Below are 11,305 nucleotides of genomic sequence, written 5' to 3'. Positions count from 1 at the left end.
TCCCGCTGGGCTGCGAAGCGGCCCTACATAGGGCTATCGGATGTTTCTGACCAAACCGGTTGACGGGGTTTGCGACTGCTGCGCAGCCGAGCGGGAGCGAGCTCCCTCGCCACGGGTTCATTGCGAGCTGGAAGTGCCGAGGTGGGTGAAGACGGCCTGCCTGACGCAGCACCCTTACCGCAAACCCTTGTGGCGAGGGAGCTCGTCGGATCGCCGCACCGTCCCGCTGGGCTGCGAAGCGGCCCTAAAGGGGACTGCTGCGCAGCCCAGCGGGAGCAAGCGTCTGATTCAGCCGTTTGTTGAACTCCAGCCAAACCGCCAGCAAAGCCATCAACCCGGCACCCGCCAGCGCGGTGAAAATCTGCATGGCGAACGCGTCGTCCGTCAGGGCATTGATCATGTCCGCCAGCGGCGCGAGCAATACGCCCAGGCAGAAAATCTCCAATGAAAAACGGCCCATGCGACAGCTTTGCTGCGCCAGCCAGTTTTGCGTCCATCCCGTGTCGGGCAGCAGTTTCGCGGTGACATACGCCAGCGCCAGGAAGTGCAACAAACGCTGGGGCGACAGGTTGGTCTTGCTGATCGGGTACAGCAGATTGCTCAAGCTCGACGGCAGCAAGGCGTCGTGGAGGTACGGCCAGCGCCACAGGACGGTCAGCACCCCGGCGGCCATTACGTACAGCGCCGCGCTCATGAACAACGGCTGGCGCCACAGCGGTCGGCTGTCGGACTCGCGCGGGCGTTGGGAGTGAATGGCCGCGGCGCCACCGAGGACAAACAGCAATTGCCAGGCAACAGGGTTGAAGTACCACACCCCATCCTTGATGGCAGCCAGGTTCCAGTCTGCCAACGGCACCATCAGGTACAACGCGACTGACATCGCCACCACCACCCAGGTCTTGCGCACCAGTATCGGCAGGACCAGCGGCAAACCCGCCAGCAGCACAATGTACAGCGGCAACGGGTCCATCAGGTTCGGTTTGAAGCGCAACAGCAGTTCATCGATCAGGGCCTGCTGCGGGTCGCTGATGAAGTGGTGCATGCCCATTTCTTCGACCAGGTCGCGGGTTTCCACGTGGCTGTTGGCGAAGAACACGATGCCCATCAGCATCGCCAGCAAAAAAATATGCACCACGTACAGCACCCAGGCACGGCGCAGGATTTTCACGCAGGCAATCAAAAAGCCTTCGCGCGCCAGGATTTTGCCGTAGGCCAGCACCGCCGCGTAACCAGCGAGAAACACGAAGACCTCGGCGGCATCGCTGAAGCCGAAGTTGCGCAGGGTAATTTGACCCAAAGGGTTGTGGGGCACGTGATCCCAAAAGATGAAGATCAGTGCCAGACCTCGAAAAAAGTCGATCCGGTGATCGCGCACTAACGTCATGACGGCAGGCTCGTAAACGGGGTGTTGAACAAAGGAGTGGTCGGGGCGACAGAGTTTAACTGCCGCTCATCGGCGGCGCGCAGGGTGGACTGATTCGCCCTCAATTGCAAAGTCGGGGTATTTCGGAATGTCTCCTGGCCGGGGCCGAGGGGGTAACCGCTGGTCTGAAAGGTGCGACAACCTGCGAATTCTGACAGTAGACAAGCTCCAATACATATGAGTCGCAACGGGTTCCAGCAAAGGATCGTCAGCATGAGACGTCTGTGGCGTGGGTTTTCCAGCTACACGGTGATCGGGGTCGCCAACACCCTGATTCACTGGCAGATCTTTTTCCTGCTCAGCGTGGCTGCCGGGTTCAGCCAGGCGGTCAGCAATCTGGTGGCGTTTTGCGTGGCCGCCTCGTTTTCCTTTTACATGAATGGGCTCTACACCTTTGACAGCAAGCTGTCGGTTGGCGGTTATCTGCTGTTCATGGCAGCGATGGGCGCGTTGAGTTACGGCGTCGGTCATGCCGGTGATGTGTGGCGACTGCATGGTTTGCTGACCGTGGCGCTGTTTTCCGCGTTGAGCCTGGTGCTCGGTTTCCTGTTTTCCAAGTACGTGGTGTTCCGCGAGCGTGGCGTATGAAGGTCTCGCTGATCGTCCCGGTGTTCAACGAAGAGCAGTCGATCAACCTGTTTTATCAGGCGGTGCGCCGTGAATTGAGACTGGGCGATATCGACGTCGAAATCGTCTTCATCAACGATGGCAGTTCCGACCGCACTGCTGAGCAGGCCGCAGCCCTGGCAGAGTCGGATGATCAGGTGATGCTGATCAATTTCTCCCGCAACTTCGGCAAGGAGCCGGCACTGTTCGCTGGCCTTGAGCATGCCACCGGTGATGCGGTGATCCCGATGGACGTCGACCTGCAGGACCCGATCAGCGTGATCCCGTTGCTCATCGAACAATGGCAAAAGGGCGCCGATGTGGTGTTGGCCAAGCGTCGCGATCGACGGTCTGACAGCTACCTGAAGCGGCACAGTGCGTCGCTGTTCTACCACCTGTTGAATCGCATTTCGTACACGCGCATCGAAGAGAACGTCGGAGATTTCCGCCTCATGGACCGCAAGGTGGTCGATGTGATTCGCGCGTTGCCCGAGCATCAATTGTTCATGAAAGGCGTGCTGTCCTGGGCCGGCTTCAACACCGTTGTAGTCGGCTACGAGCGCGCCCCGCGAGTAGCGGGCAACAGTAAATTCAATGGCTGGAAACTGTGGAACCTGGCGCTGGAAGGGGTCACGTCGTTCAGCACCGTGCCGTTGCGGCTCTGGACCTATGTCGGTGGTCTTGTGTCATTGTTCGCTGTGCTGTACGCGGTGTACATGGTGCTGGACAAGATTGTCTACGGCAACAGCGTCCCCGGTTACCCCTCTTTGATGACCGCCATTCTGTTCCTTGGAGGCGTGCAACTGATCGGCATCGGCATCCTCGGCGAGTACATCGGGCGGATCTACATCGAGGCCAAGCATCGGCCGCGGTATGTCATCAAGGACATCGTAAAAAGTACCCACAAGACGACAGAAAAACCCGCGATGACCAAAAGCCTGTGAGCACGATAACGCGGGTGGCTGAGATGCCTGTGAGCCAGCAGCGGCTGTACCGTGCGGGATTGATGGCGTTGGTTATGCTGGCGCTGTTGCTCAGGTTCCACGGGATGTCTGTTCCGGTGATCTGGTATGACGAAGCCTTCAGTGTGTTGCTGAGTGAGCGCTCGCCGGCGCTGATCTGGGCCGCAACGGCCCGTGACGTTCACCCGCCGCTCTATTATGTGATTCTGCATTACTGGGTGCTGTTGTTTGGTCACAGCGTGATTTCCTTGCGCGGGCTGAGTGCGGTGGCGGACGTGGGGGCGCTGATGCTTTGCCTCAAACTGATGAGCCTCGTCGCGACGCGCAGAGCGACGATCTTTGCCGGACTGATGCTGGTGCTGTTGCCGCTCTCGCTTCGCTATAGCCAGGAAGTGCGCATGTACACCTTGCTCGGCTTTTGGCTGATGGCGGCGACGGTCGCTTTGGTGTGCTGGAGCCGGCAGCCGCAAGCGCGGCTCTACGCGATTGCCTATGTCCTGCTGATGGCTGCGGCGTTTTACACCCACTACTTTGCCGCGCTGTGTGTGTTAGTACATTGGCTGTACTGGTCGGGATTTGGGGATGGTGAGCCGGCGGCGTTGCCCATTCGAAAATGGCTGATGGCCAATGTCGCGATAGTCGCGCTCTACCTGCCCTGGTTGCCCAATCTCATTGATCAGCTCAGACGTATGGATGGGCTCGAGTGGGTGGCACCCACAACCTGGGAGATGCTGCCGGGGCTTGTTTCGCGCTGCATCATGATGGTGTCGGCGACCGGTGGCGGGTTGTGGTGGGCGCTGCTGGTCACGGCATTGATGCTCGCCTGTTGTGTCCTGACATTGCGGTACGGGCGTGCTGATCGTCGCTCGACGTTCCTGTTGATGGCTTATTTCTTTGTGCCGGCCATCGCGGTTTTTCTGGTGTCCTTGATCATTCCGGTGTTCGTCACGCGTTACCTGGTGTTTGCCGCACTCGGCTTGCCTCTGCTTGCGGCGCTCGCCCTGGATGGACTGGCAAAACAGCGGCCGCTGATGGCTTACCTCTGTCTGAGTCTGTTTCTAGCCGCCGAGGTGCATGGCGCACTGAAGGTCTATGCACAGGAGGACGGTTTGAATGGTACCGACGTTCGCAAGTTGGCCTGGCTGGATTCGGTGGCAGAGGGCATCAATCGCCAGGCCCAGGCAGGCGATGAGATCGTGGTCGATGGTCTGTTCTGGTATCTGCCTTTCACTTACTACAACGCCACGGGTATCCAGCCAAGGCTCTACATCTCCCGTTCGCCGGACGGGACGCCGCAGGGGCCTTACGACTATGGCGGCTGGCGCCTCATTCCGCAGCGTCTGGACTGGATTTTTTTCAGCAATGTATCGACCTTGAAGCCCGTCGCCAAAAGAATCTGGTGGGTGACGGGCAAGCCCAGGCCCGAGGACGTAGTGACATTCCCCAAGGACTGGAAGCAGACGCTGACGGTCAAAGGGAATGAAGCCGAAGCTCGCCTGTTCATTCTGGACGGCGGACGCTGAAGTCATCCCAAATCTTCAGCGCCGCACTATCGGCGTCAGGCCGCCGCAATCTCATTGGGCTCGAAACTGTCCGCCCGCGCCATCTGCCACATCCGCGAATAGAACTCGCCATTCACTTCGCCGGTCAGCAACTCACCGGGTTTGAGGAACACATGCAGTTGCGAGAACAACTTGATTTCGGTCGCCGACATGCGCCGCACCAGGTGCTTGGCCGACAATTGCGATGGATGTTCGAGACCGGCCGCAGCGAGCATTTCGGCCAGGCCCTTGAGGGTGTTGCGGTGGAAGTTGTAGACGCGCTGGGCCTTGTCCGGCACCACCAGCGCGCGCTGACGCAGGGCGTCCTGAGTCGCGACACCGGTCGGGCATTTGTTGGTATGGCAGCTTTGCGACTGTATGCAGCCGATGGCGAACATGAAACCGCGTGCCGAGTTGGCCCAGTCGGCACCGATGGCCAACACGCTGGCGATGTCGAAAGCGCTGACGATCTTGCCGCTGGCGCCGAGTTTGATCTTGTCCCGCAGATTCAGGCCGACCAGCGTGTTGTGTACGAACAGCAGACCTTCACGCATCGGCACGCCGATGTGATCGGTGAATTCCACGGGCGCCGCGCCGGTGCCGCCTTCCTTGCCATCGACGACGATGAAGTCCGGGAGAATGCCGGTTTCCAGCATCGCCTTGGCAATGCCCATGAACTCCCACGGATGCCCCAGGCAGAACTTGAAGCCCACCGGTTTGCCGCCGGACAGCTCACGCAATTGCTGGATGAAATGCATCAATTCGATCGGCGTGGAAAACGCACTGTGGCGAGACGGCGAGATGCAGTCTTCACCCATCAGGATGCCGCGGGTTTCGGCGATTTCCCGGGTGACCTTGTGCTTGGGCAAGATTCCGCCGTGACCGGGTTTGGCGCCCTGGCTCATCTTGATTTCGATCATCCGTACTTGCGGTGTTTGCGCCTGTGCGGCGAAGCGTTCCGGGTCGAAGCGGCCGTCGCTGGTGCGGCAACCGAAGTAGCCGCTGCCCAGTTCCCAGGTCAGGTCGCCGCCGTGTTCACGATGATAGGGGCTGATGCTGCCCTCACCGGTGTCATGGGCGAAGTTGCCGAGTTTGGCGCCCTGGTTCAACGCACGGATGGCGTTGGCGCTGAGCGAACCGAAACTCATGGCCGAGATGTTGAACACCGACGCGGAATACGGCTGGGTGCACTGCGGGCCGCCGACGGTCACTCGAAAACCGCTCGGGTCGCTCAACGGTGCCGGGCGCATGGAGTGGCCGATGAACTCGAAACCTGATTGATAGACGTCGATCAGGGTGCCGAACGGTTTGTCGGCGCTTTCGTTCTTGGCCCGGGAATAGACCAGCGAACGCTGGGCGCGGGAGAAGGGCAGGGCATCGCTGTCGGATTCGAGCAGGTACTGGCGGATTTCCGGGCGAATGCCTTCGACCAGATAGCGGATATTGCCGAGGATCGGGTAATTGCGGCGCACTGCATGGGGGCTTTGCAGCAGGTCGAACAGGCCGATCAGGCTAAGCACGCCCGTGACCGCAGTGATCGGCCAGAGCCAGTCGTGTTCGAGGAAAGGCAGGCTGGCGAGGGTGAAGATCACGCAGACGGCAAAGAAGGCGTAGCGGCTCAGGAGTGACAGGCTCATACGGTTTCCTTGGGTTCGGACTCAATTATTCGGTGGCAACAGCGCATTTGTGGCGAGGGAGCTCGCTCCCGCTCGGTTGCGCAGCAGCCGCAAAACCTGTTGATGGATTTTGTCTGACTGATTGCGGTGTTGGTTTTGGGACCGCTTCGCGGTCCAGCGGGAGCAAGCTCCCTCGCCACAGGTGTCCTGCAATGCAGGGGTTATCAGGCATTTTGTGCCTGGAGAAAAATCGAAAACAGCTCCGACTGGGACTTGATCCCCAGCTTGCTGTACATGTGTTTCTTATGGACTTTCACGGTCTCGATGGAAATTTCCAGTTTGCGGGCGATTTCCTTGCTGGAGCAGCCACTGAGCATCAAGCGCCCGACATCCAGCTCCCGGGCGGTCAGTTGCGCGCCCTTGAGTTGCTGCACCGACGCTTCGAGCTGCACCCGCCAATCGCCCTGTACCGGCGTCGGGGCGAGAGCCACCGTTTCGTTGATCTCGTAGGGCAGGCGCTGACGCAACAACCCGAGCACCCACGGCTGGATCAACGACAGCAAGGCAATCTGTCCGGCGCTGAAACGTTGCTGGCTGCCCAGTGACAGGCACAGCGTGCGGTCGCCTTCGAGCTGGCAATTAAACTGTATTTCGTCGGCCACGACATTCACACGAAAGTATCGTTGATAGTACTCGGTGAGTTCGAAATGCTCCGGCGCCACTTCCGACAGGCGATACAAACCGGTGCGCGATTGTTCGCGGCAGGCGATGTAGAACGGATCGAGCAGGTACAAACCGCGCAGGTAATCCTGGAACAACGGGTCGGGGCCACCATCGACACCCGGCGATTCGGCGAACACTTGTGGATGCCGGTCGGCGCTGAACAGCAGCGCGACCCAGCTGTCGCAGGGCACGTACTGATCCAGCAAGCGGACCAGCTGCGTCCAGAAATTGGGCTTGTCCAGGGCGTCGATCAATTGCCCCACCGAGCGGTGCCAGGCGATGTCGTCCAACGAGAGTGCCATGCATCTACCCCTATCGTGTTACCCCAGCGGCGTGATTTCCCGGCCGCTCGCTTGCTGCGCATACTGGCGCACAGACAGCGACCGGGCAATCTTTCTCCCAGCCCGGCCTTAGAACAAGGACTACCCATGAAGGTCGAACTCGCCCAACTGGCGGGCCGTGACAATGACACGGCTTACAACCTCGAACGTGCCCTGACGGCAATCAACGCTTGCGCCGCCGACACGCAACTGATCATGTTCCCTGAAAGCCACTTGATGGGCTTTCCGTCGGCCGAGTCCGTGGCTCAAGTTGCCGAACCCTTGGACGGCCCCACCGTCAGCGCCATTGTCGCCGCCGCCCGTGAACGCAATATTGCTGTGGTCGTCGGTACCGCCGAGCGCGACAACGGTCGTTTCTACAACACCACGCTGCTGATCACCCCCGAAGGCATTGCCTTGAAGTACCGCAAGACGCACCTGTGGGCGTCGGATCGCGGCGTGTTCGAGGCCGGCGACCGCTACGCCACTTGCCTGTGGAACGGTGTGCGCGTTGGCCTGCTGATTTGCTACGACATTGAGTTCCCTGAAAGCGCCCGCGCCCTGGCGCAACTCGGTGCCGAGTTGCTGCTGGTGACCAACGGCAACATGGACCCCTACGGCCCGACGCACCGCACCGCCATCATGGCTCGCGCCCAGGAAAACCAGGCGTTCGCGCTGATGGTCAACCGTGTGGAAGAGGGCGATGGCGGCTTGCTGTTCGCCGGTGGCAGCGCGCTGGTCGATCCCCTGGGCACGCTGTTGTTCGAAGCTGGCCGTGAGGAAGGGCAGTTTGCGGTTGAGCTGGACCTGAACCGCTTGACGGCGGCGCGGCAGGATTACCGCTACCTGGATGATCAGCGGCTGAAGTTGCCGGGGGAAATGGTCGAGCATGCTTGCGGATTGCGCGAGCTGCTGATTCCTTCTCGATAACCGTTAACCCGATCGTTCCCACGCTCTGCGTGGGAATGCATCAACGGACTCTCCGCGTTCGGCTGTGAAGGGCGCGCGGAGCGTCCCGGGCTGCATTCCCACGCGGAGCGTGGGAACGATCATTGCGCCGAATTCGGCTCTGCCATAAATCCAATAAAATTCCGGAGTAGTCGCTCATGGCTCGTTTGCAACGCACCCTGTCATTAGGGTCGGTGGTGCTGTTTGGCATCGCCTACATGACGCCGATCATTGTGCTCGGCACCTTTGGCATCCTCGCTCAATCCACCGCCGGCATGGTACCGGCCGCGTACCTCGCGGCGCTGGTGGCGATGTTTTTCACCGCCATGAGCTACGGGCGCATGGCCTCGGCGTTCCCGGTGGCTGGCTCGGCCTACAGCTATGTGCGCAAGGCCATCAGCCCGAAACTCGGGTTCATCGCCGGTTGGGCGGTGCTGCTCGATTATCTGTTCTTGCCGATGGCGATCTGGCTGATCGGCGCGGCCTACCTCAATTCCGCGTTCCCGGCGGTGCCGCAGTGGCTCTGGGTGCTTGCATTCATCGGCATCACCAGCGCCATCAACATCGTCGGCCTGAAGCTGGCCAACGGCATTAACGCCTTGCTGATGCTGGTGCAGTTTCTGGTGCTGATCGCTTTCGTCGCACTGTGTGTGCACTACGTCGGTGGCGATGCGAGCACACCGTTGTGGTCGATCAAGCCGTTCTTCAATGGCGACATGCAAATGCCGTTGATCATGAGTGGCGCGGCCATCGCCTGTTATTCGTTCCTCGGTTTCGACGCGGTCAGCACCCTGACCGAAGAAACCCGTGACCCACGCCGCACCATCCCGCGGGCAATCATGCTGATCACCCTGATCGGCGGCCTGATTTTCGTCGGCGTGTCGTACTTCGTGCAGATCGCCCATCCGTCGTTCCAGTTCAACAGTGTCGACTCGGCTGCCTACGAGATCGCCCGCAATATCGGCGGCGACCTGTTCGTGTCGATCTTTCTGATCGGCCTGATCGTCGGCCAGTTCGCCTCGGGCCTGTCGGCGCAAGCCAGTGGTTCGCGCCTGCTGTATGCCATGGGCCGTGACGGCGTGTTGCCCAAGTCGTTTTTCGGCACCTTGCACCAGCGCTTCGGCACACCGATCAACAGCATCCTGCTCTGCGCAGCGGTGGCTTTGCTGGCATTGAAGCTGGACGTTACCACCTCGACTTCCTTCATCAACTTCGGCGCATTCCTGGCGTTCAGCCTGGTAAACCTGTCGGTGATTTTCCATTACTGGATCGGCGGCGAGAAAAAAGGCCTGCGCCAATTCTTGTTGTTCCTGCTGTTCCCGTTTATCGGCCTGGCGGCGGATTTGTGGCTGATGGTCAGCCTCGATCACCTCGCCATCTACCTGGGGCTGAGCTGGCTGGCGATCGGTGTGGTGTACCTGGCGGTACTGACCGGTGGGTTCCGTCGACAGCCGCCGGAGATGGATTTCCAGGAAGCCGCATAAGGCGAGGCCTTTGCTCACGAATGGCGGACATGTGATCCTTGCCGTTTTTGAGTCAAAGGCCTTTTGTTCATGTCGACACTTATCCACATCGCCGCCGCCCTGCTGATCGGTCCCGACGGTCGAACCCTTCTGGTGCGCAAGCGCGGTACCCAGGCGTTCATGCAACCGGGGGGCAAGATCGAAGCCCAAGAGCAACCCGTCAACGCGCTGGCCCGTGAACTGGAAGAAGAACTGGGTCTGCTCATCGATCCGGCGCACGCCACGTTCCTCGGGCAGTTCTCGGCGCCTGCCGCCAATGAACCGGGATGTGTCGTAAAGGCTGAGATATTTCTGCTGACCATCGATGCAGAGGTCACCCCGGCGGCCGAGATCGAAGAAGTGCTCTGGATCGATCCGGCCACCGACGGCGATGTCATCCTGGCGCCATTGACACGCGACCTGATCCTGCCGTTTTATCGAGCTTCGCTGACCGCGATCGCCTGATCATTTACGCAAAGGACTTCGCCCATGATCCCGCTCCAGGACTTGCTGATCTTTGCCGCCGCCGCTCTGTTGATGGTGCTGACGCCGGGGCCCAACATGATCTATCTGATCTCCCGCTCGATCTGCCAGGGACGCGCGGCGGGGGTGACGTCGTTGCTCGGCGTGGTCGCGGGTTTTTTCGTCCATCTGTTTGCGGCGGCGGCCGGTCTGACCGCCGTGTTCCTCGCGGTACCGATGGCTTATGAAGTGCTGAAGTGGGCCGGCGCGCTGTACCTGTTATGGCTGGCCTGGCAGGCGGTCAAACCCGGTGCGCGCTCGCCGTTCGAGGCCCGGCAGTTGCCGCCGGACTCTGCGCGCAAACTGATCACCATGGGGTTTCTGACCAGCGCGCTGAATCCGAAGATCGCGGTTTTTTATCTCTCGGTTTTTCCTCAGTTCATCACCCCGGAACACGGTTCTGTGTTCACCCAAAGCATCGTCCTTGGCCTGACCCAGATCAGCGTCAGTTTCTGCGTCAACCTGATGATCGCCGTGTTCGCGGCGGGCATTGCCTCGTGGTTTGTCAACAACCCGACATGGCTGGCGATGCAACGTTACTTCATGGGCTTCGTGCTGTCGGCACTGGCGCTGCGCTTGATGCTTGAGCAAAAGCGGATGGCCTGAACATGTGGATCGAACAGCTGGATACCAGCCACGCACTGGACTATCGGGCGTTGATGCTCGAAGCCTATGACCTGCATCCGCAAGCCTTCACTTCGAGCGTACGCGAACGTGCGGCGATGCCATTGAGCTGGTGGGAATCGCGTCTGACCAGCAAGCTCGATGTGGTGCTGGGGGCGTTCGAAGAGGGCAAGTTGGCGGGCATTGTCGGGCTGGCGTTCGAACCACGGGAAAAGGCCCGGCACAAGGCGACGCTGTTCGGCATGTACGTGTCCGCCAATGTGCGCCGGCGAGGGCTCGGCATGCAATTGGTGGAGGCGGTTCTGGCCGAGGGGCGATGCCATCGCGAACTCAGGCTGATCAAACTGACGGTCACGGCCGGCAACGATGCGGCGTTCAATTTGTACCAACGCTGCGGCTTCATCCAGTTCGGCCTTGAGCCAATGGCCGTGCGGGTTGGCGAGCAGTACTTCGACAAGATCCATATGTGGCGCGAAATCTGAAAGCTCTGCGAATGATCGTTCCCACGCTCTGCGTGG

The 11,305-nt window shown here is 60.3% G+C and carries 11 protein-coding genes; 8 read left to right on the top strand and 3 right to left on the bottom strand.

Features of this window, described 5'->3' with window-relative positions; translation table 11 throughout:
- Positions 1 to 244 precede the first annotated feature (244 nt).
- Entirely contained in the window at positions 245 to 1,384 is a 1,140-nt protein-coding gene (locus D8U69_RS18960) for an OpgC domain-containing protein (protein ID WP_130907900.1), read from the bottom strand.
- A gap of 252 nt (positions 1,385 to 1,636) precedes the next feature.
- Here D8U69_RS18960 and D8U69_RS18955 point away from each other — a divergent pair, with 252 nt between their 5' ends.
- From D8U69_RS18955 to D8U69_RS18945, 3 genes are read left to right on the top strand one after another with little or no spacing between them, the layout of a single operon-like run.
- Positions 1,637 to 2,011 carry a GtrA family protein gene (locus D8U69_RS18955; RefSeq protein WP_130907899.1) on the top strand — a complete coding sequence of 125 codons (375 nt, stop codon included), beginning with the start codon at positions 1,637 to 1,639 and terminating at the stop codon, positions 2,009 to 2,011.
- Entirely contained in the window at positions 2,008 to 2,973 is a 966-nt protein-coding gene (locus tag D8U69_RS18950; RefSeq protein WP_130907898.1) for a glycosyltransferase family 2 protein, read from the top strand. Before D8U69_RS18955 ends, D8U69_RS18950 begins: the two co-directional genes overlap by 4 nt.
- A gap of 23 nt (positions 2,974 to 2,996) precedes the next feature.
- Complete coding sequence (locus D8U69_RS18945; protein WP_241668667.1) at positions 2,997 to 4,514, top strand: glycosyltransferase family 39 protein; 1,518 nt, start codon at positions 2,997 to 2,999, stop codon at positions 4,512 to 4,514.
- A 35-nt stretch (positions 4,515 to 4,549) separates the two neighbouring features.
- Here D8U69_RS18945 and D8U69_RS18940 read toward each other — a convergent pair whose 3' ends face one another.
- Both D8U69_RS18940 and D8U69_RS18935 read right to left on the bottom strand, forming a co-directional pair.
- A complete protein-coding gene (locus tag D8U69_RS18940) occupies positions 4,550 to 6,169 on the bottom strand; it encodes an FMN-binding glutamate synthase family protein (RefSeq protein WP_130907896.1) in 1,620 nt (539 codons plus the stop codon).
- Between the two features lie 203 nt (positions 6,170 to 6,372).
- A complete protein-coding gene (locus D8U69_RS18935; RefSeq protein WP_056855235.1) occupies positions 6,373 to 7,173 on the bottom strand; it encodes a LuxR C-terminal-related transcriptional regulator in 801 nt (266 codons plus the stop codon).
- A 126-nt stretch (positions 7,174 to 7,299) separates the two neighbouring features.
- On the opposite strand from D8U69_RS18935, the gene D8U69_RS18930 reads away from it, so the two are divergent.
- The 5 genes from D8U69_RS18930 to D8U69_RS18910 all read left to right on the top strand — a co-directional run bounded on the left by D8U69_RS18930 (position 7,300) and on the right by D8U69_RS18910 (position 11,269).
- Positions 7,300 to 8,121: a carbon-nitrogen hydrolase family protein gene (locus D8U69_RS18930; protein WP_130907895.1), complete on the top strand. Its 822-nt coding sequence runs from the start codon at positions 7,300 to 7,302 to the stop codon at positions 8,119 to 8,121.
- A gap of 176 nt (positions 8,122 to 8,297) precedes the next feature.
- A complete protein-coding gene (locus tag D8U69_RS18925) occupies positions 8,298 to 9,623 on the top strand; it encodes an APC family permease (RefSeq protein ID WP_130907894.1) in 1,326 nt (441 codons plus the stop codon).
- 69 nt (positions 9,624 to 9,692) lie between these two features.
- A complete protein-coding gene (locus D8U69_RS18920; protein ID WP_130904024.1) occupies positions 9,693 to 10,106 on the top strand; it encodes an NUDIX domain-containing protein in 414 nt (137 codons plus the stop codon).
- 24 nt (positions 10,107 to 10,130) lie between these two features.
- Positions 10,131 to 10,769 (top strand): LysE family translocator, encoded by a 639-nt coding sequence (locus tag D8U69_RS18915; protein ID WP_130907893.1) that lies wholly within the window; start codon positions 10,131 to 10,133, stop codon positions 10,767 to 10,769.
- Positions 10,770 to 10,771: 2 nt separating this feature from the next.
- Positions 10,772 to 11,269: a GNAT family N-acetyltransferase gene (locus tag D8U69_RS18910; protein WP_130907892.1), complete on the top strand. Its 498-nt coding sequence runs from the start codon at positions 10,772 to 10,774 to the stop codon at positions 11,267 to 11,269.
- The last annotated feature ends 36 nt before the right edge of the window (positions 11,270 to 11,305 follow it).

It is taken from the genome of Pseudomonas sp. Sample_16 (genome assembly GCF_004307665.1).
Classification (GTDB): domain Bacteria; phylum Pseudomonadota; class Gammaproteobacteria; order Pseudomonadales; family Pseudomonadaceae; genus Aquipseudomonas.
Note: the sequence above shows the minus strand (reverse complement) of the source record. Positions and strands in the feature narration are given on the sequence as shown.

Bases quoted from the DNA above. Each gene is read 5' to 3' on its own strand.
- D8U69_RS18935 (WP_056855235.1), bottom strand. From the start codon at position 7,173: ATGGCACTCTCGTTGGACGACATCGCCTGGCACCGCTCGGTGGGGCAA.
- D8U69_RS18930 (WP_130907895.1), top strand. From the start codon at position 7,300: ATGAAGGTCGAACTCGCCCAACTGGCGGGCCGTGACAATGACACGGCT.
- D8U69_RS18940 (WP_130907896.1), bottom strand. From the start codon at position 6,169: ATGAGCCTGTCACTCCTGAGCCGCTACGCCTTCTTTGCCGTCTGCGTG.
- D8U69_RS18950 (WP_130907898.1), top strand. From the start codon at position 2,008: ATGAAGGTCTCGCTGATCGTCCCGGTGTTCAACGAAGAGCAGTCGATC.
- D8U69_RS18920 (WP_130904024.1), top strand. From the start codon at position 9,693: ATGTCGACACTTATCCACATCGCCGCCGCCCTGCTGATCGGTCCCGAC.
- D8U69_RS18910 (WP_130907892.1), top strand. From the start codon at position 10,772: ATGTGGATCGAACAGCTGGATACCAGCCACGCACTGGACTATCGGGCG.
- D8U69_RS18945 (WP_241668667.1), top strand. From the start codon at position 2,997: ATGCCTGTGAGCCAGCAGCGGCTGTACCGTGCGGGATTGATGGCGTTG.
- D8U69_RS18915 (WP_130907893.1), top strand. From the start codon at position 10,131: ATGATCCCGCTCCAGGACTTGCTGATCTTTGCCGCCGCCGCTCTGTTG.
- D8U69_RS18960 (WP_130907900.1), bottom strand. From the start codon at position 1,384: ATGACGTTAGTGCGCGATCACCGGATCGACTTTTTTCGAGGTCTGGCA.
- D8U69_RS18925 (WP_130907894.1), top strand. From the start codon at position 8,298: ATGGCTCGTTTGCAACGCACCCTGTCATTAGGGTCGGTGGTGCTGTTT.
- D8U69_RS18955 (WP_130907899.1), top strand. From the start codon at position 1,637: ATGAGACGTCTGTGGCGTGGGTTTTCCAGCTACACGGTGATCGGGGTC.